This is a genomic window from Streptomyces sp. NBC_01471, assembly GCF_041438865.1.
In the GTDB taxonomy this organism is placed as follows: Bacteria; Actinomycetota; Actinomycetes; order Streptomycetales; family Streptomycetaceae; genus Streptomyces.
Map to the genome: position 1 here is coordinate 1,481,862 of NZ_CP109450.1, position 26,030 is coordinate 1,507,891.

21 protein-coding genes and 1 pseudogene are annotated in these 26,030 nt (G+C 72.0%); 6 read left to right on the plus strand and 16 right to left on the minus strand.

Features of this window, described 5'->3' with window-relative positions; all coding sequences use genetic code 11:
• Window positions 1–36: 36 nt before the first annotated feature.
• Both OG285_RS06560 and OG285_RS06565 read right to left on the minus strand, forming a co-directional pair.
• Window positions 37–828 (minus strand): DUF4232 domain-containing protein, encoded by a 792-nt coding sequence (locus OG285_RS06560; RefSeq protein WP_371790483.1) that lies wholly within the window; start codon window positions 826–828, stop codon window positions 37–39.
• 65 nt (window positions 829–893) lie between these two features.
• Entirely contained in the window at window positions 894–2,786 is a 1,893-nt protein-coding gene (locus OG285_RS06565; RefSeq protein WP_371790484.1) for a protein kinase, read from the minus strand.
• 64 nt (window positions 2,787–2,850) lie between these two features.
• Here OG285_RS06565 and OG285_RS06570 point away from each other — a divergent pair, with 64 nt between their 5' ends.
• Together OG285_RS06570 and OG285_RS06575 are read left to right on the plus strand one after the other, a co-directional pair.
• Entirely contained in the window at window positions 2,851–3,438 is a 588-nt protein-coding gene (locus tag OG285_RS06570) for an RNA polymerase sigma factor (protein ID WP_356830207.1), read from the plus strand.
• A 25-nt stretch (window positions 3,439–3,463) separates the two neighbouring features.
• Complete coding sequence (locus OG285_RS06575; protein WP_356830205.1) at window positions 3,464–3,595, plus strand: hypothetical protein; 132 nt, start codon at window positions 3,464–3,466, stop codon at window positions 3,593–3,595.
• Window positions 3,596–3,615: 20 nt separating this feature from the next.
• On the opposite strand, the gene OG285_RS06580 is transcribed toward OG285_RS06575, so the two are convergent.
• Entirely contained in the window at window positions 3,616–5,028 is a 1,413-nt protein-coding gene (locus OG285_RS06580) for an adenylosuccinate lyase family protein (protein ID WP_371790485.1), read from the minus strand.
• A gap of 156 nt (window positions 5,029–5,184) precedes the next feature.
• On the opposite strand from OG285_RS06580, the gene OG285_RS06585 reads away from it, so the two are divergent.
• Complete coding sequence (locus OG285_RS06585) at window positions 5,185–5,661, plus strand: Rrf2 family transcriptional regulator (RefSeq protein ID WP_356830201.1); 477 nt, start codon at window positions 5,185–5,187, stop codon at window positions 5,659–5,661.
• On the opposite strand, the gene OG285_RS06590 is transcribed toward OG285_RS06585, so the two are convergent.
• From OG285_RS06590 to OG285_RS06610, 5 genes and pseudogenes are all read right to left on the minus strand, one after another.
• A complete protein-coding gene (locus OG285_RS06590; RefSeq protein ID WP_356830199.1) occupies window positions 5,655–7,601 on the minus strand; it encodes an FAD/NAD(P)-binding protein in 1,947 nt (648 codons plus the stop codon). The two genes, OG285_RS06585 and OG285_RS06590, sit on opposite strands and share 7 nt — an antisense overlap.
• Window positions 7,571–7,975 carry a hypothetical protein gene (locus OG285_RS06595; protein ID WP_371793470.1) on the minus strand — a complete coding sequence of 135 codons (405 nt, stop codon included), beginning with the start codon at window positions 7,973–7,975 and terminating at the stop codon, window positions 7,571–7,573. Before OG285_RS06595 ends, OG285_RS06590 begins: the two co-directional genes overlap by 31 nt.
• Before the next feature lie 328 nt (window positions 7,976–8,303).
• Entirely contained in the window at window positions 8,304–8,843 is a 540-nt protein-coding gene (locus OG285_RS06600; protein ID WP_371793690.1) for a hypothetical protein, read from the minus strand.
• A 49-nt stretch (window positions 8,844–8,892) separates the two neighbouring features.
• Window positions 8,893–8,967, minus strand: a pseudogene (locus tag OG285_RS06605) (DUF4157 domain-containing protein); the annotation flags it as partial.
• A gap of 203 nt (window positions 8,968–9,170) precedes the next feature.
• Window positions 9,171–10,187: an Lrp/AsnC family transcriptional regulator gene (locus tag OG285_RS06610; RefSeq protein ID WP_356830197.1), complete on the minus strand. Its 1,017-nt coding sequence runs from the start codon at window positions 10,185–10,187 to the stop codon at window positions 9,171–9,173.
• A 200-nt stretch (window positions 10,188–10,387) separates the two neighbouring features.
• Between OG285_RS06610 and OG285_RS06615 the strand changes: the two genes are divergently transcribed.
• The 3 genes from OG285_RS06615 (at window position 10,388) to OG285_RS06625 (ending at window position 14,793) form a co-directional block, all read left to right on the plus strand.
• A complete protein-coding gene (locus OG285_RS06615; protein WP_356830195.1) occupies window positions 10,388–11,767 on the plus strand; it encodes an MFS transporter in 1,380 nt (459 codons plus the stop codon).
• Window positions 11,764–12,942 carry an amidohydrolase gene (locus tag OG285_RS06620; RefSeq protein ID WP_371790486.1) on the plus strand — a complete coding sequence of 393 codons (1,179 nt, stop codon included), beginning with the start codon at window positions 11,764–11,766 and terminating at the stop codon, window positions 12,940–12,942. The genes OG285_RS06615 and OG285_RS06620 overlap by 4 nt, the downstream gene beginning before the upstream one ends.
• Before the next feature lie 684 nt (window positions 12,943–13,626).
• Complete coding sequence (locus OG285_RS06625) at window positions 13,627–14,793, plus strand: hypothetical protein (RefSeq protein ID WP_356830191.1); 1,167 nt, start codon at window positions 13,627–13,629, stop codon at window positions 14,791–14,793.
• A 74-nt stretch (window positions 14,794–14,867) separates the two neighbouring features.
• Here OG285_RS06625 and OG285_RS06630 read toward each other — a convergent pair whose 3' ends face one another.
• The 8 genes from OG285_RS06630 to OG285_RS06665 all read right to left on the minus strand — a co-directional run bounded on the left by OG285_RS06630 (window position 14,868) and on the right by OG285_RS06665 (window position 25,951).
• Complete coding sequence (locus OG285_RS06630; RefSeq protein ID WP_371790487.1) at window positions 14,868–17,006, minus strand: ATP-binding protein; 2,139 nt, start codon at window positions 17,004–17,006, stop codon at window positions 14,868–14,870.
• Between the two features lie 270 nt (window positions 17,007–17,276).
• The gene (gene ectB / locus OG285_RS06635) at window positions 17,277–18,539 is read right to left on the minus strand and encodes a diaminobutyrate--2-oxoglutarate transaminase (RefSeq protein ID WP_356830187.1); all 1,263 of its coding nucleotides are present in this window, start codon (window positions 18,537–18,539) and stop codon (window positions 17,277–17,279) included.
• Window positions 18,540–18,865: 326 nt separating this feature from the next.
• Entirely contained in the window at window positions 18,866–20,089 is a 1,224-nt protein-coding gene (locus OG285_RS06640; RefSeq protein WP_371790488.1) for an amino acid:polyamine antiporter, read from the minus strand.
• Window positions 20,089–21,381, minus strand: coding sequence for a SidA/IucD/PvdA family monooxygenase (locus OG285_RS06645; protein WP_356830183.1), 1,293 nt, complete (start codon window positions 21,379–21,381; stop codon window positions 20,089–20,091). Before OG285_RS06645 ends, OG285_RS06640 begins: the two co-directional genes overlap by 1 nt.
• Window positions 21,378–21,887, minus strand: coding sequence for an N-acetyltransferase family protein (locus tag OG285_RS06650; protein ID WP_371790489.1), 510 nt, complete (start codon window positions 21,885–21,887; stop codon window positions 21,378–21,380). The genes OG285_RS06645 and OG285_RS06650 overlap by 4 nt, the downstream gene beginning before the upstream one ends.
• 68 nt (window positions 21,888–21,955) lie before the next feature.
• A complete protein-coding gene (locus OG285_RS06655) occupies window positions 21,956–23,014 on the minus strand; it encodes an FAD-dependent oxidoreductase (protein WP_356830179.1) in 1,059 nt (352 codons plus the stop codon).
• A 59-nt stretch (window positions 23,015–23,073) separates the two neighbouring features.
• Complete coding sequence (locus OG285_RS06660) at window positions 23,074–24,984, minus strand: class I tRNA ligase family protein (protein ID WP_356830177.1); 1,911 nt, start codon at window positions 24,982–24,984, stop codon at window positions 23,074–23,076.
• A 406-nt stretch (window positions 24,985–25,390) separates the two neighbouring features.
• Entirely contained in the window at window positions 25,391–25,951 is a 561-nt protein-coding gene (locus OG285_RS06665) for a DUF3291 domain-containing protein (RefSeq protein WP_356830175.1), read from the minus strand.
• Between the last annotated feature and the right edge of the window lie 79 nt (window positions 25,952–26,030).

Sequence of the window (26,030 nt, forward strand, 5' to 3'; positions counted from 1 at the left end):
CCTGGTTGCCGTGTGCTGCTCCCCGCTGTGCTGCCCTCAGCCGCCCGAACCCGCCGAGAACGCCCCGACCTGCGGCGCCGAGACCTTTCCGTCCGACGGAACCGGTCCGCCGTTCCACGGCACGATCAGCGGGGCCGTCTCGTCCGGCGGAGTGACCCGTACGGTCGGCGGTGTCACCTTGCCCGACCCCGACACCTCCGGGTTGGTGAACGACAGCGGCGCCCAGGCGGTGGCCCCGGGTGCCACCTTCACCGGCCCGCCGGAGGAGCCCGTGCGTTCGGGGTCCACCGATACCTGGCTGCCTCCGTTGTCCACGAACTCAAGGCCCGGGAAACCGCTGACGGTGCAGGTGTGGCTGGATGTGTTGGTGAGGACGAGAGCGAAGTTCTCCTGTCCCGCGCCGGGGTGGTCGTCGCCGACCGACAGGCTGAGTTCGGAGGAGCGGCAGCGGGTCGAGGCCGTCGGCGCGGGTGAGTTCGCGCCTCCGCCACTGCTGCTGCTCGGCGGAGCCGCGCTGCCGGTCCCGGGGTCCTTCGCCCCGGACGGGGCGGCGGGCGGTTCCGATCCCTTTCCGGGCGCCGACGTCCTCGGGGTCGGGTCCTCGCCGCTGCCGGCCGGCGCGGCCGAAGCACCGCTGGTCACCGGGCCGCCGACGCTGGCCACCTTCTGCGGACCGGAGTCGCCGGTGCCGCACCCGCTGAGCAGCAGTACGCCCGCGACGGCTGCCGTCGCGGCCCCTGCGACCAGGCCCCGGCGTGCTGTGGTTCCGGTCCTCGCGCCGGCCCCGGCCACGTGGTCTTCCCTGCCCCGCTGTCCTGGATTCGGCATGGCGCCGACCGTCCCTTCTCCGACTACTCTCTGACTACCTCCGATGACCGGAAGGACCGAAAAGTTCACGCCGCTGTCCGCACACTCCGCAGAATGCCGTCCGTGCCGTCCGCGCCGAACGTCTCGGCGCACCGGATCTGCACGTACACCGGCGTACCGCCCTTGGCGACCGGAACCAGCGCGACCTCCTTGAGGCTTCTGCCCCCGGTTCCGCAGGAGTCCCAGGTGCGGACAGTGCCGTGCCACCGGCTGTCCGCGTACTCCTTCGTACCGGCGTCCCGGCACCCCGGGTGCGTGCTCTTCTTCACCTTCGCGGTCAGGGCCGCCGAACTCTTCGTGCCGGGATCGGTGGTACCCGCGAACACTCCGTCGTCGTCGGTCCGCAGGTCGGACCAGCCGGCGACGGAGTGCGCCACCGTCAGGCCCGGCCGGTGCGCGCCGGCGAGGCCGAGGACGCCGGGTGACCAGCCGGAGTCGGCGAGCTGCACGGCCCACGCGTGCGGCACTGTCACGCTGAGCTTCCCGGTGGCATCGCTGACCCGCTCCGTGCTCGGTGGCTTGCGTTCCCGCAGCGTCAGGGCCGTTCCCGCGCCGACGGCGACGGCCACGGCCGTCAGCACGGTCAGTACGGTCCGCACGGTCCTGGGACGCCGCGTACGGGTGGGCGGCGTGGCCACCGGGCCGCCGCCGGGGGCGGCCGGCACCGGGGACGCGGTGGGCGCGGGCGGCCCGGGGAGCTCGGGCGACGTGAAGGACCCGGCGGACCCGGCGGACCCTGAAGAAGCAAGGGTCTCGGGGTACAGAGGAGACTCAGGGGAAGCGAGGGGCTCCGGGGACCCAGCGGACCTGGTGGACTCCGGGGAGAACGGCCGCACGGCGGAAGCGGCCGGGACCGAAGGTGCGACCGGGTCCGAAGGTATGGGTGAGCCGGCCGCGACTGGAGGTACGGGCGAGGAGCCCGGAGCGGCAGGTACCGGCGAGCCGGCCGCGACAGGAGGTACGGGCGAGGAGCCCTGGGCACCTGGCACGGGCGAGCCGACGGGTGCCGACGGTACGGGCGAGCCGGCCACGACTGTAGGCACCGGCGAGGCCGCCGGGGCAGCAGACAGGGGCGGGCCCGCCGTAGCCGCGCCCGTCGCGGCCGACGCGGCCGACGCGGCCGACGCGGTCAGTTCCCGCAGCCGCTCCAGCTCCGCCGTGAACGCCTGCGCGCTCTCCCACCGCCCTTCCCGGTCCGGCTCCATGGCCCGCCGTACCGCGGCCACGACCGGCCCCGGCAGACCGGGCCGCAGCTCGTCGGCCGGGAGCACCTTGCCGGGCGGGCCGGGGACCGTGCCGGTGAGCAGATGGTGGAGGACGGCGCCGAGGCTGTAGACGTCGGCACGGGCGTCGATGCCGTCGTACGGCTCCGCCTGTTCCGGCGCCATGTAGCCGCTGCTGCCCGCGATCACGGTGAGGCCGGACGCCTGCGCCAGGTTCTTCGCCAGCCCGAGGTCGGCGATCAGGACGCGCTCGTGACCGCCCGGCCGTCCCTTGAGCAGGATGTTCGACGGCTTGATGTCCCGGTGCACGATGTCCGCGTCGTGCAGTGCGGCCGCACCGCGCGCCGCTTCGGCGGTCAGCCGCAGCGCCTCGTCCACCCCGAGCTCGCCCGCGGTCAACAGGTCGTCCAGCGTGCCGTGGTCGGCGTACTCCATGACGAAGTAGGGCCGCCCGTCCGGGAGATCACCGATGTCGAAGACCTGGACCACGCCGCCCGAGTTGGCTCTGCGCAGCAATCGCGCCTCCGCCACGAAGCGCTCCCGGATGTCCAGGCGGTACGACCAGTTGTCGGCCATCACCTTCACCGCGACATCGGCGTGCAACCGTTCGTCGTGGGCCAGCCACACCACGGCGAAAGCCCCCGTGCCCAGGCGCCGCAGTACGCGGTACCGGCCAATCTCTTCTGGTACGGACATGTGGCTATCATGCATGGGTGATCCCCCAGCGAGTCCAGCCGGCCCGACCGGCGGACACCCTCCCGTGACCCGGCCCGCCGAAGCAACAGAGGCCCTGGCCGTCCGAGCGGCCGGCGGCGACCAGACGGCCCTGGACGCGCTCCTGCGCGACATCAGCCCCGATGTGCTGCGCCGCTGCGCCCGGTTCCTCCTGTACCGCGAGGACGCCGAGGAAGCGGCCCAGGACGTGCTCGTGCAGGTGGCCCGCAACATCCACCGCTTCGAGGGCCGCAGCAAGTTCAGCACCTGGCTGTACACGGTGGTCGCCAACTGCTCGCGGCAGAAGTACCGCGAGCTCAAGCGGCGGGCGGCCGAGACCCCGCTGACGACGGCGGAGGCGACCCATCCCGACCCGCGTACCACCAGTGTGATCGCGGGCTCGCGCGTCGATCTGCTCGAAGCCCTGGAGCGGCTGGAGCGTGAGGCTCCGCAGCTGGTGACGCCGCTGGTCTACCGCGACATCTGCGAACTCGACTACGCGGAGATCGCCGACCGGATGAACCTGCCCGTCGGCACCGTGAAGTCCCGTCTGCACCGCGCCCGCCAGCAGGTCAGGCCCTGGTTGGTGGCCGGCCTGGAGACCAACGAGACGCCGGGCGGCGCCGGAGCCTGAGGGCTGCCGCAGATCCGCTTCCGTCATGTCCGGCATGCCGGACATGACGGCCACCGCGTTCCCGCACAACGGCATCAGCGCGCACCGCGGAACGGGATCCGGCCGCACGCGCCGCCAGGAGGGCGCGGGAGGCGGCGGAGTGCGATTTGAGCACTGAACCGTGTCCCCCGGCGCGCGCTACCGCGCACGGTAGGCCGCGAGCGCCCGGTCGACCAGGACCCCGGCCGCGCCCGTGTAGTGGGCGGGGTCCAGCAGGTCGAGCACCTCCGCGGCCCCGGCCACACCGGCCAGCTCAGGCGCCCCGGTGAGGACGTCGGCCAGTGGCCGCCCGGTGCGGGCCGCTTCGGCGCTGGCCCGGTTGAGCAGCTCCCGCGCCGCCGCCTTGCCCAGAGCGGGGGTGAGATCGGCGGCGATCCGCTCCGACACCACCAGGCCGCCGGTGAGCCCGAGGTTGTCCCGCATGCGTTCCGGGAACACCGTCATGCCCTCCACCAGCTGGACCGCCGTGTACGCGGCGCCCCCGGTGAGCCGCAGGCTCTCCCGCAGGGGCTGCCACTCCGCGTGCCAGGCGCCCGCGGGTCGTTCGTCCTCCGCCGCCATCGCCTGGGCCAGCACCAGTACCAGGGAAGGGACTTGCAGACCCGCGGTGCGGATGAGCGTGGCGAGGGCGGGGTTGCGCTTGTGCGGCATCGCGGAGGAGACCCCCCGGCCGGGCGCCGCCGGTTCCGCCACCTCGGCGATCTCCGTACGGGACAACACCTGGACGTCCACGGCCACCTTGTCCAGCGCCCCGGCGCACAGCACCAGCGCCTGGCCCAGCTCCACGAGCGGGGCGCGCGTGGTGTGCCAGGGCAGCAGCGGTTCGGCGAGGCCCAGTTCGGCGGCGTAGGCGGCGAGGAGCCGGGGAGCCGTCTCCGCAGCGTCGGCCACCCCCTGGATCCTGGCCTGTTCGACGTAGCCCGCGAGGGTCCCCGCCGCACCGCCCAACTGGACCGGCAGCCCGGAGCCGAGCACGGCGCCGAGCCGGTCGGCGGCCCGGAGCACGCCGTCCAGCCAGCCCGCGGCCTTCAGCCCGAAGGTGGTCGGCACGGCGTGCGCGCCCAGGGTGCGGCCCGCGAGGAGGGTGTCCCGGTGGCGGCCGGCCAGCCCGGCCAGCGCGTCGGCGGCCCTCAGCAGGTCCGCGTGGATCAGCGCTCCCGCCCGCTGCCCCACCAGCATGGCCGCGGTGTCCATGATGTCCTGGCTGGTGGAGCCGCGGTGCACGTACTCGGCCGCACCCGGGTCCTCGGCCCCGACATGGGCGGTGAACGCCTCCACCACGGCGACCACCGGGTTCGCGGCGCCCCGGGTGCGGACGGCCAGGTCGCGCAGGTCGAGCCGGGAGGCGTCGGCCAGCCGGCTGATCGTCCCGGCCGCCGCGACAGGCACAAGGCCCAGCCGGGCCTGCGCCCTGACCAGACCGGCCTCGGCGTCCAGCATGGCCTGGAGCCAGGCGAAGTCGGCCGTCTCGGCCTCGACGGGTGCGCCCGCCCGTACCGGGGTCAGCAGGCCGGTGTCCAGGAAGACGGTGGTCTCGGGCGGCTGGGTCATCGCTCGTCCTTTTCCCCCGTCGCGCCGCGCCGGGGCGGGTGGGACCCGCCGCCGGGAGACGCATCGGGCCGTTGGGGCGACTCCGGGCCGGGGTCCGGGCTCCGGAGTGGAGATTGTTTCTGGTTATTCCGGATATTGCATCACTACACTGGCCGGATGAAGCTGTCACAAGGCGTGGAATGGGGCCTGCACTGTGCCATGTTGCTCGCGCAGGTGCCGCCCGGCGGGCTGATGCGCCGTGATGCGCTGGCAGGCCACTTCGGCCTGCCCGAGGCGTATCTGGCCAAGCACCTCCAGGCGATGACCAGGGCCGGTGTGCTGTACGCCAACTCCGGCCCGAAGGGCGGCTACCGGCTGGCCCGCGCCCCCGAGTCGGTCTCCGCCCTGGATGTGGTGGAGGCCATCGAGGGCACCGCCGCCCCCTTCATCTGCCAGGAGATCCGGCAGCGCGGCACCGGCGCCTCCTCCTCCGAGGAGTGCCGGCGCCCCTGCCTGGTCAACACCATGATGGACCGGGCCGACGAGGCCTGGCGCGCCTCGCTGCGCTCGGTCACGGTCGCCGAACTCGTCACGCAGCTGCCCGATTCGGTGCGTACGCGCAACGAGGAGATGCTCCCCCGGCTCGCTCACTGAGCCGGGACGCCGTCCCGGACGGGCGCCGGTGTCGCGCGCAGCGCCGCGCGGGCGATCACGTCGGCGTCGCTGAGGATCACCGAGTTGACCCCGGGCCGGATCCCGGCCGCGGTCACCCAGTGCACCGTCTCGGTGGGCACCCCGAACGCGAAGCGCCGCGGGTGTGCCCGGCCCGCGGCGTCCACCACGTGGTACGGCCGCCTGGTCACGGCGAGACCGCCCGTCCGGTACTCGGCTCCGCCCTCGTCGGCCAGCCCGTACGCCGAGCACTGCCCGCTCGCCAGCAGATGGCGCAGCAGCGGATCGGTGGTCCGGCGTATGTCGACCTCCGGCAGCCTCGCCTCCACCAGGCTGGAGACCTGGACGGGAGGGCCGGGGACAGCGGTCGACTCCACCTGGAAGCACTTGCCCGAGGCGTCCGGCACCACCCGGAAGCCCGGCCCGAGCAGGGTCAGTACGCCCGACTCGACGAGCGCGATCATCTCCTCCACCCGGCTCGCCGGCGGCCCGATGGACAGGAACGCGTTGAGCGGCGTGTACCACTCCTGGAGATCGCTGCGGTACGAACTCCCGGTGATGCCGCCGTGGTCCACTATCAGCCGGATCTCGTTCCGCAGGTCGCGCAGCACGTCGAGCGCGGCCTTGAGGGGGCCGCGCACATTGCCGCGGGCCGCCTCGTGCAGGTCGCTCCGCAGATACTGCAGGAGCCAGGTCCGGTAGTCGTCCTGGTCGGTGAAGGTCCGTGTGCCGTACGGCCGGACCACCCGGTCCCAGTCCCAGCGCAGCTGCCGGGCGACGCGGTAGCGGTCGAGGAGCGCGCACTCGGCCTCCGCGCCGTCGGCGGCGGCGAGCACCGTGAAGACCTGGGCGAAGGCCTCGGCGGCCGCGGCGCCGTCCCGCGCGGTCAGCAGGGTCCGGTAGTAGACCAGGCGCACCTCCCGCGAGACGATCGGCCAGATGTCCCGGCGGAACCGGAGCCGCCGCCCCGCCGCGCTCTCGCCCTGCAGCGCGCGTACGGCCTCCGGGGTCAGGAAGACAGGCTGGTGACGCACCGTCGGACCCTTCTGGTTCTCGCCCCGGGCGTGGTAGGGGACGCCCCGCCGGGATCCCGCGTAGAGCACCGGTTCGGCTCCCGACGGCCGGTAGACCAGGCGTCCGCCGACCCGTTCGAACCGGCCGCCGCGGCCGGCCGTGAGCATGGCCATGTGGTCGAAGAAGTTGAGGCCGAGTCCGCGCAGCGCCACCGCTTCGCCGGGCCTGATGGAGTCCTCCGGGGAGTCGGCGGGGTTGCCCGGGGGAAAGTAGCCGAGGCCGTGCTCCCGCGCGAAGACGGACAGCTCCTTCTCGTCGGACGTGAGTTCCATCCCCACGTGCCCCTGGGCGAGCACCACCGCGGTCAGGCCGGTCAGGGTGGTGCCGTCGTCCAGCCGCACTGTCTGCGTACCGTCGTCGGCGTCGTCCAGGGTGACGGCGACCGCGCGGTGCAGCAGGAGTTCGATGGTCTCCGGGAGCCCGGCGGACACCCGGGCCAGCGCCCAGTCCACGTAATGGCCGTACAGGGACCGGGAAGCGTAGGAGTCCGGGCCCAGCGTCCGCGCCTCGGCCAGGACCTGCTCCGGGTACCGGCCGGGCTTTCCCGCACCGTCCAGGCCGCGCGCCCACTCGTGCAGGCTCGGCCCGTTCACCACCGGGCCCTCGCCCTCCACGCTGTCGTCCATGAACATGGAGACCTGGGAGGCGACCGTGTTCATGAGCAGTTCCGTCGGCTGGTCGGTACGCCACACCTGGCCGCCGCCACTGTGCCGGGCGTCGACGAGGTGGATGGTGACCCGGTCGCCCGGCGCACCGAGCACGGGGGCGTTCGCACACATCCGCTCCACGACCGAGATCCCTCTCGGCCCCGCGCCGATCACGCACAGTTCAGCACTTCTGGAAAGCAACGTTCCTCCTTGTGTACGGCGGCCGACGATCGGCGGCCGGTCAGGACATCAGGGGGAGCGACGGGCCCCGGCCCGCGCACAGGGTGAGTGCCGGCCGGCGGTGCCCATCGTGTACGGTCTCGCCGAGCTCCTTCGGATCGTTGTCGCCGAGCGCCTGCGGCCGTCGCGCAGCGCGGCCTCCGGCATCGGACGGACGTCCACCATGACTCCGCCGGCCCCCGCGGCGACGCCCGCGCGGACGAGCGGAACCACCGACCTGCACGTCCTCCCCCGTGCGAAGGGCCGGCCATCACCGGCAGGTGCGACAGCTGCTGAGCAACCGGGACCGCCGAGAGGTCCAGAGTATGGCGTGTCGCCCGCTCATAGGTACGAATCCCTCGTTAACAGAGCACCACGCCTGGATTGCGGCGGTGTCCGGAGGATGTCCGCCGCGCTCCGGGCCGCGGCGTGCGCACGCCGCGGCCCGTGAGGAACAGGTCCCTGATTGCCGATGCTCCAGGCCCAGAGCGCAGCAGTATCTGCTTGTACCTGTTGTAGACCTTGGCGATGTCGGCACGCACCGCGCCGCCCTCGGCGGTGGGCGCGGCACCACGCGTCGGTCGTCACTGGTCGCGGCGATGGAGGCGACATCCATCAGGAAGCAGTCGATGAGTGCCGTGACGTCCTGTTCCCTGGCACCGGGCACCTTGTTGTGCACGTCCTTCAGCAACAGGTCCGCCATCTCCAGAGTGACGTCGCGGTAGACCGTGAAGCGCGGACTGCCCGGATCACGCCGAGCACGTGGTCGGGCTGCTTGGCCCCGTCCGAGGTCATCGAGGCGCCCCCGAGCGGCCCTCCCCTCTCCTCACCTTCGAGACCGGGCACCGGCATGGGCATGGGCATGCCCCGGAAGCCCTCCTCCTGCCGCAGGCCCGGCTTGCTCTCCGCGAGCGAGTGGATAGCGAACTCGTGGGAGAGCATCCCGGCGATGTGACCGATGCCGTCGTTCTCGAAGTAGGAGGAGGCGAGGGAGACGTGGGCTCCCTCCTTGCCCTTGTCGGTCACATCGGCGGGGGTCTCCTTGACGCGCTTCTCCAGGGTGATGGTGCAGGCGCGGCCGTTGAGATAGCGCGTGACGGCGGTGTGCGCCGTGAGGAGCTGAACGATCCGGGTCGCCTTTTCGTAGTACTCCGGGTACGTGCCGGCCACGTTGGTGAACGCGATGGTCCCGCTCGCCACCCGCATCCGCTGAATCGAAGGCATCGCACGCTGCGACATGGTTGCCGGACGTGTAGGCGCGGGCACCGACCTCGGCGGCGGAGGAGCGGGCGGCGTGGTCGGTGTGGAGACGGACATCGGAGAAGTCGGCGCGGAGGCGGGCCTCCATGTCGGCGCGGACCCCGTCACCGAGGGGCTGCCCGCCGGAACGCAGGACATCGTGCACGGCGGAGCGCTGGACATGGTGCACGGCGGAGCGCTGGACCGGCGGGGGCTCGGCCGACGGATGGACGCAGCCGGCTCCGTGCCGGGGCTGCGGCGAGGACGACGCAGCCGTCCGCCCGGTACGCCGGGAACCGCCGATGGCTTCGGTTACCAGGGCGAGATCGGCCGCACCCCCACCCTGCGCCCCTCCTCGTCGAGCAGATGGCCCATGCGTTTGACCGTGTGCAGGCCGACGATGCGGTCGGTCACCGTGAGGGTGGGCAGCCGGGCGCACAGGGCGGTCTCGCGCCGCTGGATGTCACCGAGGTCGTGCACCCAGAGCGTGACGAAGATGTTGGCAGGACCGGTCACGGCCGCGACCAGTCGGCATTCGGGCAGGGCGGCCAGGGTGCGGTGGATGGTGCCGATGTCACGAGCGGGCACCTGCCCCAGCAGGGAGACCGGGACCGGGTGCCCCGCCAGCGCGGAGGCGATGTCGCAACGGAAGGTCAGGACGGACGAGTCCGTGAGGCGGCGCAGACGGCGGCGGACGGTGGCCGGGCTGCTGGCCGTGCGCTCGGCGAGTTCGGCCAGGCCGAGCCGGCCGTCACGGACCAGCTCGTCGAGCAGGGCCCGGTCGACGGAGTCGAGCGCGAGCGTACCGGCGGGCTCCCCCACCGCCGCCGGGCTGCCGAGCGCCGTCAGCTGGGCGGGGGCCAGGGACCGCAGCCGCCAGCGGCTGCCCTCGACGTACAGCGACGTGGTGAACAGACAGGTCACCGATGTGATGCCCGGGATCCGGTCCAGCTTCTCGCTGAGGAACCGGCTGAGCGCCGTCAGATCCGGGGCGAGCACGTCGAGGAGCAGGTCGGCGGTACCGGGACCGGTCAGCTCGATCGTCACGGCTTCCGGGAGCTCGCTCAGCTCCGCCATCAGCCGGGACCGGTCCCGTGGAAGGCAGCGCAGCAGCACGAAGGCCGCGCAGCGGTTACGGGAGAACTCGCGCCCGGGGGCCGCGTACACCCAGGCGAGCCCCTCCCCCGTCAGCCGGTCCCAGCGCCGTGCCAGCGTGCCCGCGGTCACGCCGAGCAGCGGCGCGAGCTCCGACCACGAGGCTCTGGGCCGCAGCTGGAGGGCGTTCACGAGGGCGAGGTCGAGTTCGCTGACCGTGACCGTTTCTCGCATCACAAGCCCTCCGTACGGACGAATCCATGAATATTCGAGGACGTTCGTGCCTCCGCCCGCACAGTAGCCACCACATTCGGTTCCGGCCACCAGAGACTCCCGGCCACCAGTGACCCAGAGGTGAAGCTGTGCCCCCACGCATAACGGGAACGGAACGCGGACCCGGAGCGCTGAGCTCCGGGCCCGGCATGCTCGGGACGATGGCGGTCGTGATTCTGCTGGGCGGCATCGTCCAGGGCTATCTGACACCGCTGCTGCCCGAGGTCGGCCTCAGTCTGCACATCAGCACCGTGGGGCAGAACAACATCTATCTGCTGTCCCAGGTTGCTTTCGCGGTGATGACGCCGCTGCTCTCCCGGCTGGGGGACCTGTACGGACACCGCAGGCTCCTGCGGGTGGCCATCGCGATGGTGGCGGGCGGCTCCCTGCTGATCGCCGTGCGGCCGTCCGCCGTGACACTGTCCGTCGGGGTCGTGCTCCAGGGCGCTCTCGTCGGCTTCTTCCCGCTGCTCGTGGGCATCCTGCGCTCCCGCGCACCCGAGCGGAACCGCTCCGGGATCTCCCTCCTCGTAGGTGTCCTGCTCCTGTCGATCGGTGTGGGCGGCCTGGTGGCGGGCGCGCTCAGCGAGCGGCACGCGGAGGCCGGGCTGTGGACGGCCGTCCCGGTCGCCGCCCTCGCCGTGGTCGCGGGCATCGTGCTGCCCGCCAGCGACGCACCGCGCGGCGGCCGCTTCCACTACGGGGCGGCGGTGCTGCTCACCGCCGGTCTGGTGGCGCTCGTCCTGGTGCTCGCGCAGGGCAGTACGTGGGGCTGGGGAGCGTCGCGTACGCTCGCCCTCGCCGTCGGGGCGGTCGTCCTCCTCGCGGTCTGGGTGGCGGTCGAACGACGCTCGGCGCACCCGCTGGTCAGTGTGCGGATGCTGAGCAATCCGCGGCTCGCGGTGGTCAGCGGCTTCACCTTCTGCGCGTCCTTCGGCACGATCGGCTTCCTCGGCGCCAACGCCCTCTTCCTGGGCGCCTCCAGGTCCGCGACCGGTTACGGCATGGACCTGGGACCGCAGGCCATCGCCACGATCTCGCTCGCGATGGTGACCGCCGGGTTCGCCGGATCCACACTGACCCCGCGCCTCACCCGCCGGCTCGGCGACCGCGCCGTGCTCGCCGCGGGCGGCGGCCTCGTCGCCCTGGGCTTCCTGGGGATGGTCCTCTTCCACCGCACCCTCACCCAGTACGTGGTCTGCGCCCTGGTGGTGGGGCTCGCCACCGGACTCTTCGAGTCGATCACGCGGACCCTGTCCGCGGAGGCCGTCGCGGAACAGGAGACGGCCCTGGCCGTCGGGCTCAACGAACTGGCCCTGTCCCTCGGCGCTGCCATCGGGGCCGCCGTGATCGGCGCGTTCTTCGCGGCCCATGTCACGCCCGGCACCACGCACATCGCCGAGTCCGGCTACCTGTGGGGCTGGGGCGCGTGCGCCGTCACGGCCCTCGTCGGCACGGCCCTGGCGCTGCGCTACCGCAGCCCGCGCCGGACGGCCCCGGCGCACGAACAGCACCTGACACAGAGCGGAGAGCTCGCATGACGGACATCGCGGACGTACGCAGGACCGTGGCCAAGGCGGTCGGCTCCTGGAGCGAGCAGCTCGTAGGGCTCAGCCACGGACTGCACGACGAACCCGAGACCGCTCTCCAGGAACACCGCGCGGCGGCCAGGATCGGAGACCTGCTGGAGACGGCGGACTTCACGGTCACCCGCGGTGTCGCGGACCTCCCCACGGCCCTCGTCGCCACGTACGGGACCGGGGACCTCGTCATCGGGTTCTGCGCCGAGTACGACGCCCTGCCCGGCATCGGCCACGCCTGCGGGCACAACGTCAACGGAGCGGCCGCCGTCGGCGCCGCCCTCGGCCTCGCCGCGGTGGCGGACGAACTCGGCCTGACGGTCAAACTGATCGGCACCCCGGCCGAGGAGGACATCGGGGGGAAGGTCCTCCTCCTCGATGCCGGGGTCTTCGACGACGTGGCCGCGGCCATGATGGTGCACGCCGCCCCGGACGACACCGTCGGCGCCTCGTCCCTGGCGGTCGGAGCCTGGGACATCACCTACCGCGGCAAGCCCTCGCACGCCGCGCTGGCCCCGTGGGAAGGCATCAACGCCCTGGACGCGATGACCATCGCCCACACCGCCGTGGGGCTGCTCCGCCAGCAGCTGCCGCCGGGTGTGGTCGTGCACGGCATCGTCACGGACGGCGGCCAGGCCGTGAACATCATCCCCGCCCGCACGAGCGCCCGCTGCGAGGTCAGGGCACGGACCGTGGAGCAGCTGGGCGAGGCGTACCAGCGTGTACGCGCCTGCTTCGAGGCCGGGGCGCTCGCCACCGGCGCCGAGCTGGAATTGACCGCGCACGGACGGGAGTTCGCGGATCTGCGCCAGGACCCCGACATGACGGACGCGTACGTGGAAGCCCTCGGCGAGCTGGGCCGCACGGCGACATCCCTGCACGGCGAGTCCATGGCGTCGACCGACATGGGCAACGTCTCGCAGCGCATCCCCACCATCCACCCCACGATCGGCTACGAGACGGGCGGCGCCAGGCAGCACACGCCCGAGTTCACCGCGTACGGCAAGAGCCCGGGGGCCGACCTGGCGGTTCTGGACGGGGCCACGGCACTGGCCCTGACGGGCGCCGCCCTGGGAGCGTCGCCGACCCGGCGGACCAGGCTGCTGGACGGGGTGCGGGAGCGCGGGCGCGGGTAGCCGGGAACCGGTTAAGGTGGGCGCGCGATGGCACCACACCGGCTCAGGAGGGGCACAAGTGCGGGCTGAACCCCTGCCGATACGGGTGCCGGTCGGGCACGAGTCCGGACGCTGGACCAGCCGCACGACCCGGCGCCGGGTTCTGATCGTGGTCCACAACGCCACCTCCGCCGGCCGCCTGCTGGACGTGCTGTCGCTGTTCCACGACGACTTCCGCGTTCAACTGCTCGTCACCTCGACGGGTTCCTCCGCCTTTCAGGACGGAGTGGACGAGCTCTTCACCGACCTGGGCCTCCCGGTACTGCCTTGGCATCAAGCACTCTCCACGCCTGTGGACCTCGCGATATCAGCCAGCTTCGGCGGTCAACTCCCTTTGATTCAGGGCAAATTGTCAATTATTTCCCATGGGGTGGGATACACTAAGAAATTGGCGGAGCCGGGAGCCGGGAGCCGGGAGCCGGGAGCCGGGAGCCGGGAGCCGGGAGCCGGGAGCCGGGAGCCGGGAGCCGGGAGCCGGGAGCCGGGAGCCGGGAGCCGGGAGCCGGGAGCCGGGAGCCGACGTTCGGTCTGTCGCCGGAGTGGCTCCTGGCGGACGGCGAGCCATACATGAATGGCCTGGTGTTGTCCCATCCGGAACAGCTGGAGCGATTGTGCCGGGTGTGCCCAGCGGCCGTGGATGTCTCCGTGCTCGCAGGCGATCCGTGCTTCGACCGCATGCTCGCCGCCCGCCCGTACCGCGACCGCTTCCGTCGGGCCCTGGGAGTACGGCGAGGCCAACGGCTCGTCGTACTGAACTCCACCTGGAACCCTGAGGGCTTCTTCGGCAACGGCGGCGGCCACGATGTCCTGCCGAGTCTCCTCCCGCGGCTCACCGCCGAGTTGCCGGCCGACGACTATCGGCTGGCCGTCGTACTGCACCCGAACATCTGGTACGGACACGGCCCCGGTCAGGTCCGTGCCTGGCTGGACCGGGCCCGGCACAGCGGAATGACCCTGATCGACCCCGCTCGCGCCTGGCGACAGGCTCTCCTGGCGGCCGATGCCGTAGTCGGCGACTTCGGCGCCGTCTCCTACTACGCGTCCGCTCTGGGTGTCCCGGTGCTGTTGGGGGCCACTGGGCAGGACAGACTGGACCCCGATACGCCACTCGCCGCGTTCGTCCGGGACGCACCACGGCTCGACCCGCACGGCCCGTTGCGCGCCCAGGTGGAGCGCCTGCTGTCCCGTCACCGCCCGGCCGCCGACCCCGCCGAGTTCGTCACTTCGGCTCCGGGAGCATCGGCAGCGCTCCTGCGGCGCCATTTCTACGCGTTGATGGACCTTCCCGAGCCCGCGGCCCCCGCTCTTCTCGAACCGCTGCCCCTGCCGCCCTACGATCCACCGCGGCGGACGGCTCCACTGCGTGTGCTCACCCGTGTCAGTGGCACGGACATCGTGGTCGAGCGATCCACGGCGCATCCCTACGACGCGGACGGTGACGTGCACCTCGCGGTGCACGAGGACACCCGGAATCCGGGCGACCTGGAGACGGCCGACGTGATCGTGCGTGACGGGTCCGCGGACGACCCGCGCCTGGGCGGTCCGGCGGCGTGGACGGCCGAGATCATCGGCCGTCATGCACACTGCGCCGTCGCCGCGTACGTCAGCGGCCCGGGCCACTGCACCGTGCGCGTCCGGGAACACGGCCTGTTCCACTTGTCCGCGGGCCCGGGTGCGGACGCCGATCCGGCGGCGTACGCCTCTTCGCTGTACGCGTGGCTGGCCGGCGGCGGCAGCCTGCCGTCCGGAGCCATCACGCTCCGGGTGCACGCTGCCGGGAGCGTCCACCCCGTGGTCGTGGAACCCTGTTAATGGCCCGGCTCTCGTCGTTGGCAGGACAGGGCCTGTGGGCCGAAGGCCAAGTCCGCCCCGGACGCGCCCATCCGTCAGCGGCCGCCCTCGCAGCGCAGCCGCAGCCCGGCGAGATACCGCAGGTGCGGAGCGGCCGCCGGGGTGAGCAGTTCCTCCGCCTCGGCGATCTTCGTGAGCGCCTCGGCACGCTCGCCCGCGTCGTGGAGGGTCTCGGCCAGGTCCGTGAGAGCACGCGCCCGGTTGTAGTTCTCGCCCCGCTCCTTGAAGAAGTCCGTCGCGGACTCCAGCAGGCGCTGTGAATCCGCCAGCCGCCCCATACCCCGCAGCGCACGCCCCTGGTGGCGCTCGGCCAGCGCGAGAGCGCGTGCCACGTCCTGCGCGCCCTCTTGACCGGCAGCGATCCGCCCGTAGACGCGCTCGGCCTCGACGAACCGCTCGTAGGCTGCCTCATACCGCCACTGGTAGAGGTTCAAGAGACCCAGCAGCTCGACGGACGATGCCTCGCCCCGTACATGCCCCGCCGCGCGCTCACTCCCGACGGCGGCATGCGCCGCATGCCCTGCTTCCTCCCAGCGCCCGAGCTCGCCCAGGCAGTGGCCGAGTTGAAAGTGGATTCCCGCCGCTGTACGCGAACGCGGCTGATGCTCGTCGGCACACCGGGCGGCCACACGCAGCGCGGGGAGCACCTCGTCCCAATAACCCGCCTTCAGTTGAAGTGGCCACAGGGCCCGGGCCAGACGCAGCGCCGTCGTGACGTGCTGGTACTCCTCCGCCACGGACACCGCTCGGACCAGATTGCCCACCTCTGCGGCCAGCGCTGCCACGCCCCGGGCCTCGTCGCGGTACGCGTCCCCGTCCGATGGCGCGGGCTCGGTGCGCCAGCTCTGGGGCAGGGCGGCATGGGCCGCATGCAGGGCACGGTTCAGCAAGGCGTCGAGTACGCGCTCCACGGCAGCGGAACATTCGGGGACACCGTGCTCCGGGCCCGCGGTGTCGGCAAGGTACTGCCGTACCTCGGGGCGGAAGCGGTACCGGTCGTCAGCCACGAGGTCCAGCAGCTGGACGTCCGCCGCCTCGTCGAGCATCCGAGCCGCCTCCTGGGGCGTCACGCCGGCGGCCGCGGCAGCGAGGTGCGCGTCCACGGAGGGCCACCCGCCCAGTGCCGTCAGCCGGACGAGCCGCGCCGTCTCCGCCCCGAGACGATCGCAGGCGTGCCGGGCAGCGGCGCGCACCGGATGGTGCCCCGGCCCCCCGGCCCGCTGCTCCGCTTCGGCCGCCTCAGCCAGCAGGCCCATCGCCTCGGTCTTCAGCGCGAACGCGTTGCCCGCACAGTGTTCCAGCAGCCGCGGCATCCGGGCCTTCGCCCGCGCGACCTCCTGCCGCCCGGCCACCTTCCGCATCATCCGCACGGCGTACCGGTCGGTCAGGGCCGGGACGGTGACGCGTTCGGCCTCCAGCGCGAAGGGCCGGCCGGACACGACCACCAGCAGGAAGACGTCGGGCGTGGCCGGGACCAGGCTGCGGACCTGGGCGACGGACGACGCGTGGTCCACCACCACCAGGGCCCTGCGGCCCGCGGTGAGCTGCCGGTAGAGCTGCTCGCGGCCCGCGGCAGTGGGTGGCAACCGCTCCGGCGCGACATCCATCTGCCGCAGCAGCCGCAGCAGAACAGTGGCGGGCTCCGGACCGTGTCCACCCGAGGCGTCACGCAGGTCGACGTAGAACTGCCCGTCGGGGAAACGGGTGTAGAGCTCGGCGCCCAGGCGCAGGGCCACCGCGGTGGTACCGATTCCGGGCGGCCCGTGGAGCAGTGCGACACGCGGCCGCCCGGCAGCGGGGCGGGTCGCCTCCCGCTTCAGCTGCTTGAGCACCCGCTGACGATTGGTGAAGTCCCTTGTCGCGGGCGGCAGTCCACCTGTCGGCACCAATGGCCTGGCCTGCTCAGGGAAACTGCGGACGAGCAGCGCCCACTCATCCGCCCGCTCGGGGTCACGGCCCAGACGCGCGTGCACCTGGCCCGCAAGTGACTGCCACCCTTCCGGCCCGGTCGGCAGTGGCGCTTCCCTGCCCATGGTCCTTCTCGCCAGCGCGCCGGTCGTCAGGAGAAGCTGCTTGCCCATCTCCCCTGCGGCACCGTTGCCTGCTGCCGTGAAAAATGCGGTCAGCGCACTCAGCGCCACGACCTCCAGCACGTCGGCCCCTCCCCCTGTCACCGATCCGACCTTGCCGGACTTTACGCCGCGTCCGGCGCTCCGGGAAACATATGAGGCCACGTCAACTCGGCCCTGTCAGCTGGAGTACACAGTGGTCGCCGGGATCGGAGCCCGGTGGCAGGAGAAGGAGCGCACCGGGGCCCGGCCCGCAGGGCGGCGCGGCCTGCCGGACGGCCGGTCACGGCGACGCCGGCCGGCCACGACGGGCTGTGCCTGCTGCCAGGTACAGCCCGTCGTGGCCATGCAAATGACCGCCGCGAGGCGACGCGCTCAGCCGACCACGGCTGACGCCACCGAGTCCCGCAGGATGCCGAGCCCCTCGGCCAGTTCTTCGTCCGTGGAGGTCAGGGCCGGCATGAGCTTCACCACCTCGTCGGAGGAGCCCGACGTCTCCACCAGGAGCCCGCGGGTGAACGCCGCGTCAGCGACCCTCCTGGCCATGCTCGGCTCCCGGAAGTCGAGACCCCACACCAGGCCACGACCGCGCAACTCCGCTATGTGCGCGGTGTGCCGGCCGGCGAGCTCGCCCAGCTTCTCCTCGAACAGGGCGCCCCGTTGTTCGGTCTGCTTCTCCAGGGTGCTGTCCGCCCAGAACTCCCGCAGGGCAGCGGCCGCCGTCACGAATGCCGGGTTGTTACCGCGGAACGTGCCGTTGTGCTCGCCCGGCTGCCATACGTCCAGCTCGGTACGGAAGAGCGTGAGGGACATGGGCAGGCCGTATCCGCTGATGGACTTGGACAGGCAGACGATGTCCGGGGTGATCCCGGCGATCTCGAAGCTGAAGAAGGGCCCCGTGCGGCCGCAGCCCATCTGGATGTCGTCGATGATCAGGAGGATGCCCCGGCGGCTGCACAGCTCCGCGAGGTCGGCGAGCCAGGCCGCCCTGGCCGGGTTGACGCCGCCCTCACCCTGCACGGTCTCCACGATGACCGCCGCGGGGAGATCCAGGCCGCTGCTGCTGTCGGCAAGCATGCTGTCCAGCAGCTTGAGGCCGGACACCTCGCCTCCGGAGAACCCGTCGTAGGGGAGGCGCAAGGTGTGTCCGAGCGGAATGCCGGCACCCGCACGCTTGGCTGCGTTTCCCGTGACGGCCAGTGAACCGAGCGACATCCCGTGGAAGGCGCCGGTGAAGGCGACGATCGTCTGACGCCCCGTCACCTTGCGGGCCAGCTTGAGCGCGGCCTCCACGCTGTTGGTCCCGGTGGGGCCGGGGAACTGTACCCGGTAGTCCAGTTGGCGGGGGCCGAGAACCCGCGCCGCGAACTCGGCGAGGAATTCCTCCTTGGCGGCGGTCAGCATGTCCAGGCTGTGGGTGACCCCGTCCTGCCCGAGGTAGTCGAGCAGCGCCCGCTTGAGTACCGGGTGGTTGTGGCCGTAGTTCAGGGCGCTGGCGCCGGCGAAGAAGTCGAGATAGGCGCGGCCGTCGCGATCGAACATGCGGCTGCCGCGCGCCTGGTCGAACCTCACTGGCCAGTTCCTGCAGTAACTGCGGACTTCGGATTCGATGGTGGGAGCTGTTGTGGGGGCGGTCATGGTGTCTCCTCGGAGATGGAGCCGGAAAAGGATGCCGGACGAAGTGAACGGACAAGGTGCGCAGGGGTGTTCGTCGCCGTCATGGGCGTTGTCGGCACGGCGGTGCACAGCTGCCGGCGACGGGCGACGGGCGAGCGCGGCTGCTGCCCCTGCCTGCCGCGCGATCCGCCCTGCCGCTTCTCGCGCGATCCGCCCGGCTCACCGAGCACGGTCCCGATCCGCGTCCCGGCCACGGAAGCCGGAAGGACCGGCGGAAGCGGCGTGGCCGAGGTCCCGATGGGGCGGGCGAGACCATCCGGACAACGGCGTAGGAGCTTGGCCATCACTCATCCACCGAGCAGGAAGGGCACGGCGAGGACCGCCATGCCCGCGAGCACGAGCAGTACCAGGGCCCCGGCGCTCCGCATCAGCGGCCCGCCGCAGCGCACGGCAGCGACGGCTGCCAGGTCGAAGCCGGTCATGGCGGCCACGGCCGGCCCCAGCAGCAGGAGGGGGACGGCGCCGTCCCGGACCCCCGTACAGGCGAAGGCGCAACACGCGACGCCGACAGCCGCGATGAGGGCCCTGCCGGGGCCCCGTTCGGAGGGAGCCGGCTCCCCGGGGCGCAGCCGCGCGGCGATCCGGGCGGCGGTGCGCACGTTCGTGAAGACGTACGAGATCAGCACAGCGGCCGTCGCACCGGCCAGCACCCAGCGCAGCGGGGCGGAAACCGGTCCCGGGGCTGCCGGTTCCCCGGCGGCCAGACGGTGGACCGCGGCCAGCCCCAGGTAGACGATGGCCACTGAGGCCACCCCCAGGGCCACGCCCGCGGCAGTTCGTCGCGGCCCGGCGGCGACGGCCGGGACGACGGAGGTGACTGATTCCCATCCCACACCGGCGAAGAACAGCGCCGCGAGGGCCAGCCACTGGGCACCGCCGGGCGAGAGTCCCGACGGCGCCAGCGGCGTGTGCGAACCCACCGCGGATGCGGCGGGCCAGCCCCATGCGGCGCAGGCCAGCGCCACGGCCCCGGCCACCCAGGAACGCAGCCGGAGCACAGCGGCCGGAAGCGAGAGCGGAGTGAGCGCCGCGAGCACAGCCACCACGAGGATCCCGAGGGCCAGCAGGAGACCGTCCGCCCCCGGGCGTGGCAGAGAACCGTTGGCGGCTGTCAACAGGCAGGTCGAGGCGAACCACGCGATCGCCGCCTGCCCGGCGGTGAAGGCGACGGCGAAGACGCCGTTCACCGCCCGTTCCGCCCACGAGCCGAGCAGGGCCCCGACGGCACCCGCCAACGAGGCCGGCCGCAGCCTCGCGCGGACCAGCAGGGCCAGCATGAGGCTGATCGATCCGCCCAGCAGGATGTGGGCCGACCAGACGAGGAGGCTGTGCCCGCCCGCCAGCGCCGCGACGACGGGAGGCATGACCACCATCCCGGCTCCGAGGACACTGCTGGAGACGTGTGCGCCGATCTCCAGCTCCGGTCTGCGCTCCGTACGGTCGCCCGCATCCGTTTCCGGTCTGCCCGGCGCGACCGCCTCGCCGGGCAGAGAGGTGCCTGCCGGCTCCATTACGGAAGACGCTTCTGGAGGCCCTCTGCGATGACCTTGGAGCGGAGCGACAGAAGGCTGAACGAACCGGCGTCACCGATGCCATGGCTGGATTCGCTCAAGCCGTTGAGGAAGAGCGCGGGCGTGCCGTCGCCCAGCGGCTGGACTTCGTAGTCCGGGCCGACGGACAGGTAGCCGTGGCTGTCGAAGGCGAAGTCGTCGGCGATGTCGCGCATGAGAGCGGGCACGCGCTCCTGGTGGGCGGCCGGGCCGAGATCGCGGAATCCGGTGGCCAGGACGACGAAGTCGGACCGGTGCTCCTCGGCCTCCCCGGTGTTCAGCTCCTCGACACTGAGGTGGACGCCGTCCTCCCGGACCTCGATGTCACGCACCTGGCGGCTGCCACTGACGAACACCCGCTGGTCGTCGTCCAGGCGCTGCTCGTAGATGAGCCGGTACAGCTCGTGAAGCACATCGCTGTCGGCCGACGAGTAGTTCGTGAGACGCATGTACGCGTCGAGTGCGTGCTTGCGCTCGCGGGGTGCCCGGTAGTAGTAGTCGGTGAAGTCGGGGAAGTACCCCTCCTCGCTGAACGGACTGGTGTCCTTCTGGCGGAGCGTCAGCGAGCGTACGAGGGTGGTCACCCGGGCGCGGGGGAAGCGCCGCGTGAGGTCAAGCGTGAGTTCGACCGCGCTCTGACTGCCCCCGATGACCGTCACGGCGCGCGGCGACCCGTCGCCGTGTCCGGCCATGCCCAGCTCCTGCAGGGACGGCAGGTAGCGCGTCAGGTGGAAGACCCGCGGGGAGTCCACCGTGTCGAACGGCTTCGGGATGAAGGGGGTACGCCCGGTGCCCATCACGAGCGAGCGCGACCGGTGGGTGTCCCCGGTGGAGGTGGTGACGGTGTAGACCGGACTGCCCTCGGCATCTCGGTCGACGGTGACGCCGGTGACGTGCACGCCGTAGTCGACCAGTCGGCTGAAGTGGCTCGCGGCCCAGGTGACGTACTGCGCGTACTCCTTGCGCAGCGGGAACTCCCCCGGCACGTTGAGGTGTTCGAGCAGCCGCCCGTTCTCGAAGAGGTAGTTGATGAAGCTATAGCGGCTGCGCGGATTGCGCAGCGACACGAGGTCGCGCACGGGGTGGTTCTGGATGTCCGAACCGTCGAGCATCATGGCGCTCTGCCAGGACGGGCTCGGCCGGGCTTCCAGGAAGTGCACGTCGAGGTCGTTGCCCTCTTCCTCCAGGGCGATGGCCAGAGACAGGTTGGCCGGACCGAAGCCTATGCCCAGTACATCGTGGCAGCGGGTCACTGTTCCCCCTTGACGGAAAGCGGATATGAGTAGTGGAGCCAGGTCGAGGACCCCCCGAGGTCCCCGGCCCCGCGCAGGAACCGGTCGTACAGTGCCTGCGCCGAGCGGTTGTCGGGCGCGGTCTCCCAGTTGAGGCTGGAGAAGCCGCGCTCACCGGCCTCACGTGCGGCCGCGTGCAGGAGCGCCGTTCCGACGCCCGCTTCCCGGCCGCCCCGGTGGTCGGGGTGGACGTACAGGTCGTTGAGGAGAGCCGCGGTGGTCGCTCCGGTGGAGACGCGCACCCAGTAGAGGGTGGCGAAGCCGATCGTGTGCGGCCCCTGACGGGCCGTCAGCTGAAGTCCGTGGGGGTTGTCCCCCACCAGCTCACCGAAGAACCGCCGGTTTCTTGAGTCGTCGGGGTCTCGGCCGTAGAACCTCTGGTATTCGGCGATGAGCGGCAGAACCGCTTCGAAGTTGGACGCGTCCACGCGCTCGATGAGGAAGCGTGGAGCGGCTACGTCCGGCATGGAACACCTCGATGCTGTGCTGAGGGGGTTCGATGGGGGGGGTGTCGGGTCCGCCGGGCGGGCGGCTGTCAGGCGACGTCGGAGAAGGCGTCGGCCACGCACGCCTCCGCGATGCGGCGGCCGGCCTCCGGTGCCGTCTTGACACCGCCGCCGTTCCAGCCCCGCACTGACCACACGTGCGGCACGCCAGTGCCCTCCAGCAGCCCGGACGCCTGCTCGCCACCGGGCGAGCCGTATGCGTCCGCGGCGCGGACGGTGCTGAGCTGCACCGCTGTGGTGAGCCAGGGGAAATGGGTGGTGAGCGCGGAAACGGTGGCCCGCTCGTGCGCGGGGTCCGGCTGTGAGTCGAAGGGCGAGTCCCACACGAGGTGCGGCATGCCGATCAGGGTCCGGTCCGAGCCGACCGGCTTGGCGTACACCCCGGTGCGCAGGTCGACGAAGGTCGCGTGGGACGCTGCGGGAGGGCGGCGCTCGACGACGCTCACCTGGATCGATCGTGAGCGTACCGGTGAAGCAGGCCGCAACCCGGGCACCGGGTCGGCCGCCCAGGGCCCGACTGCCGCGATGACGGACCCGGCGCTGATCACGCCCGCGTCCGTGAGCACCGCCGGGCGCCCGCCCCGTGCCTCCACTCCGTGCACGCGCACTCCGTGGCACACCACGGCACCGTCGGCGCGTGCCTGCACCAGCCAGTCTTCGGTGACCTCGGCCGGTGCCACCCAGCCTGCCTCCGGCTCGACGAGGGCGACGCCGCCGGCCAGGCGTATCCCCGCCACTTCGTCCCGCTCCGCGACCACGTGCGCCGAGGTGTGCAGCGCGGCGTTGATCTGCCCGGCGGCCTCCCGGAAGGAGGCCGCCTGGTCGGGGTGGGCCGCGGTCACGGCGCCGACGGCGTGCAGCGGAGCTTGCCCCGACGCCCAGCGCGCGGGGTCCCGGTAGGCGGCCAGACTCGGCAGCGCCAGTTCCCCGCTCGCCGTGTCGGGATCGTAGGCACGCACCATGCCGCCGGAGCTGCCGGTGGCCCCGGCACCCGACCGCGGTGACTGCTCGATCACGACGACAGACACACCCCGGCGGGCCAGGTGGTGCGCGATGGAGGCGCCGGTGATCCCGGCGCCCACCACCACGACGTCCGCACCGGAGGGTAAGTCCCCACCGCGACGGGACGCTGCCGTGCCGGCCTGGCTCACGACCGTTCGCCCGCAGAAGGGACGGCTGCCGCTACGAGACCGGGCGCGTTGGACACGCACCGGGTACCGGAGGGCAGGAAGGACCAGTCGGCCTCGCGGACCGGCTGTGCGGGCAGGCCCAGCCAGTCCCAGACCTGCTGGGACAGCTCAGGCGTGACCGGCCAGGCCAGCGCGGCGAACACCTTGGCCGCCAGATACTCCAGGGCCAGGCTCGTGCGCGCCTCCTCCGCCAGTGACGGGACCTGGCGCACCCCTTCCTCCGTCGCCCGGAATTCGGCGGCGCGCGTCACGAAGGACTCCAGCAGCTGGACGTATCCACGCGCGCTGAACGACTCCGGGAGCAGCAGACCGTCGAGTTGACGGGTAGTCAGGTTGAGGTACCGGTAGAACTCCCGGTGCGCGTCGGTCCAGGCACCGGTACCCGGTACCTGACCGTCGCACTGCTCGCTCAGAGCCGCGAAGCCGCCCAGCCACTCGTGCGCATTGCGGTACAGCGGGTCCTGCGCGAGCTCGCCGGCGCGCTCCTGGCTGATCCGCGTCACGCGTCCTTCCGGGGCGTTCCGCAGCAGGGCCAGGCGTACGGCGTCCGGTCCCGCCGCGGCGAGAGCGTCGTCGGCCCAGACCGCGTGGCCCCGGCTGGTGGAGAACTTCGCGTCCTCCAGGTGCAGGAACTGGTTGGTGACGAACGCGGCGGGCAGGTGGTCCGCAAGGTCGGCCGCGAAGGCCAGGATCGGCAGGAGGACCGCGTAGTAGAAGCTGTTGTCGTAGCCGAGGAAGAGCGTGATCTTCGCCGGCCCTCCCTGCTCCGACTCGGCGCGGGCGGCGTCCAGGAAGGTCAGCGCGAGGTCCGCCCAGGCGTCGAGGGACTGGCCGTCCTTCAGGGCGACGCCCCAGTCGCTGCTCCGGCCGAGCCGGTACGCGGGCAGCCCCTCGTCCAGCAGCCTCTCCACCAGAGCCTGCAGGTCGGGCGAGGTGTAGGTGAGCCGCAGGTAGTCCCGCAGCTGGCCGGCGTAGGCGTTGAGGTCCAGCCACAGCGCCCGCTCCGGGCGGGTGACGGCCGGGGTGCCGCAGATCCGGCACTCCAGGCCGGTGAGCTCCCGGGCCTCGTTGGGCCGGCCGCAGGCCTCGCAGATCTCTCCGTCACTGGCCGCGCCGCAGTGTCCGCAGCACCCGCGCGCGAAGGCCTGGTGCAGTGACAGGTCGCACTTCGGGCAGTAGGCCGTCTCCCGCTCCTCCTCCGTCACGGCGGACGACGAGGTGACCCGGGCGAGCAGCTCCCGGATCCGGTCGGCGTGCTCCGGGTCCGTGGCGGGACGGGTGAGCCGGTCCCCGCCGACTCCGGCCGCGCGCAGGGTCGCCATGATGGCGTCACCTTCGGACGCGGCGACGTCCGCCGGGTCCGTACCGCGCAGTCGCGCGGCGGCGGCCACATACGACTGGTGGTCGTCGGTGCCGGTGATGTACCGGGCGTCGCGGCCCATGCTGCGCAGTGCGCGCACCAGCATGTCGGCCCGGACGTACGGGCCCGCGAGGTGGCCCAGGTGCAAGCCGCCGTTGGGCGTGGGCGGGGGGCAGAAGACCAGCGCGCGCTCGGGAAGCGCGTCGCGCGGAGGGAGTTGTTCGAGGGCCTTGACGGCGCTCGGTATGTGCTCCCAGTAGACCGAGACGATGTCGAACGCCTCGTCGTGGTCGTTGCGGATCTCGTGGAAGCCGAAGGGCGACAGGTAGACGACCGAACCGGGTCCCAGCTCGCGCGACTCGTCCCCGAGAACTACCGAGGCCTTGCCGGCCAGGACGACGAACATCTCGCCGTCCTGGTGGGCGTGTCGTTTCGAGACGGTGTGCGCGGGGACGCTGCCGAAGACCGACCCGAACGGCAGCCCCTCGATGTCGGCGGCGGACAGCATGGGTTGAAGGTGCATTTCATAGGACCAGCTCATCGCCGACCTGTCGAAGGCACGCGTGATCACAGAGATTCCCTGGGTGGTGTGGAAGAGATGAGGTAGCTCAGCGCGCCGGCCGTGCAGACTGCAGGACCGTTGTGCGAGCGCATGGCCTGTTCCGGACGGCCGAGATGGGCCGTGCGGTCATCGAGGCCGGTTACTGCGGCGATGAGGCAGGTGAAGCGGGGCACGTACCCGGCGGGTGGGCAGCGCGGTTCGGCGCCCCCGGTGCCGAGGCGGCCGCTTCGGTCAGCGTCGCGTTCTCGTCGGGGTGTGGCAGGCCGGCTCGGGTGGCAGGCGCTCCCGGCCGGGACAGCTGTCCCGGTCCGGCCGGCTGCCGGTCCGGGTGACCGGCAGCACGGGACGGCACTCACTCATCGGCACCGGCCTCTCGTCCCTCGGCCAGGCCGCGCACCCGGGTCGACGTGCCGTCGGCGGTGAAGGGTTGACGCAGGGTGAAGGCAACGGGAGACGGACCGTTGTCGTGCAGGTGCTCCAGCCGGTGACAGGCGTCCGCCCAAGTGGGGGTGGTGTCGTCGGAGACCCACCACACCGCGTAGCTGGGCCACTCGGGCTTGAGGAACCACTCGTGCCGCTTGCGCAGAGCGCCGCGGTGCAGACCTGAGTAGACGAAGGAGAAGACGGACTCCAGATCGCTCCACAGGGACAGAGTGGAAGCACGGCTGTCGGTCTCGTTGGTCCGGCCGCCCGTGTAGAAACGCGGGACCTCGAACTTGCCCCAGTCTCCCCAGTCCCGCTCGAAGTTGGTGAGGTGGCTCTGGCCGGGATCCTCTTTCGCCCTGGCTATGAATCCCGGGCTGCCTTCCGCTTCTTCGAACGTGGGCGGCGTCAGGTCGTCGAACTCCTGGACTTCAGGATCCCCGTACGGTTTCTTCAGGATCGCGAAAGTCGTGAATGCAACGCGCGACATCAGTCTCTGTCCTCCCCTTTTCTGTACCCTGCGAGATTTCGGCCCCAAGGGTCATTCATGATCGTCGCAGTCCCCCCGG

What these genes read in the sequence shown, in the direction of transcription:
- OG285_RS06560 (WP_371790483.1), bottom strand. Translation starts at nt 828, where the DNA reads ATGCCGAATCCAGGACAGCGGGGCAGGGAAGACCACGTGGCCGGGGCC.
- OG285_RS06565 (WP_371790484.1), bottom strand. Translation starts at nt 2,786, where the DNA reads ATGTCCGTACCAGAAGAGATTGGCCGGTACCGCGTACTGCGGCGCCTG.
- OG285_RS06575 (WP_356830205.1), top strand. Translation starts at nt 3,464, where the DNA reads ATGTCCGGCATGCCGGACATGACGGCCACCGCGTTCCCGCACAACGGC.
- OG285_RS06580 (WP_371790485.1), bottom strand. Translation starts at nt 5,028, where the DNA reads ATGACCCAGCCGCCCGAGACCACCGTCTTCCTGGACACCGGCCTGCTG.
- OG285_RS06585 (WP_356830201.1), top strand. Translation starts at nt 5,185, where the DNA reads ATGAAGCTGTCACAAGGCGTGGAATGGGGCCTGCACTGTGCCATGTTG.
- OG285_RS06600 (WP_371793690.1), bottom strand. Translation starts at nt 8,843, where the DNA reads ATGCCTTCGATTCAGCGGATGCGGGTGGCGAGCGGGACCATCGCGTTC.
- OG285_RS06610 (WP_356830197.1), bottom strand. Translation starts at nt 10,187, where the DNA reads ATGCGAGAAACGGTCACGGTCAGCGAACTCGACCTCGCCCTCGTGAAC.
- OG285_RS06615 (WP_356830195.1), top strand. Translation starts at nt 10,388, where the DNA reads ATGGCGGTCGTGATTCTGCTGGGCGGCATCGTCCAGGGCTATCTGACA.
- OG285_RS06620 (WP_371790486.1), top strand. Translation starts at nt 11,764, where the DNA reads ATGACGGACATCGCGGACGTACGCAGGACCGTGGCCAAGGCGGTCGGC.
- ectB (WP_356830187.1), bottom strand. Translation starts at nt 18,539, where the DNA reads ATGACCGCCCCCACAACAGCTCCCACCATCGAATCCGAAGTCCGCAGT.
- OG285_RS06640 (WP_371790488.1), bottom strand. Translation starts at nt 20,089, where the DNA reads ATGGAGCCGGCAGGCACCTCTCTGCCCGGCGAGGCGGTCGCGCCGGGC.
- OG285_RS06650 (WP_371790489.1), bottom strand. Translation starts at nt 21,887, where the DNA reads ATGCCGGACGTAGCCGCTCCACGCTTCCTCATCGAGCGCGTGGACGCG.
- OG285_RS06660 (WP_356830177.1), bottom strand. Translation starts at nt 24,984, where the DNA reads ATGCTGTCCGCCGCCGACATCGAGGGGCTGCCGTTCGGGTCGGTCTTC.
- OG285_RS06665 (WP_356830175.1), bottom strand. Translation starts at nt 25,951, where the DNA reads ATGTCGCGCGTTGCATTCACGACTTTCGCGATCCTGAAGAAACCGTAC.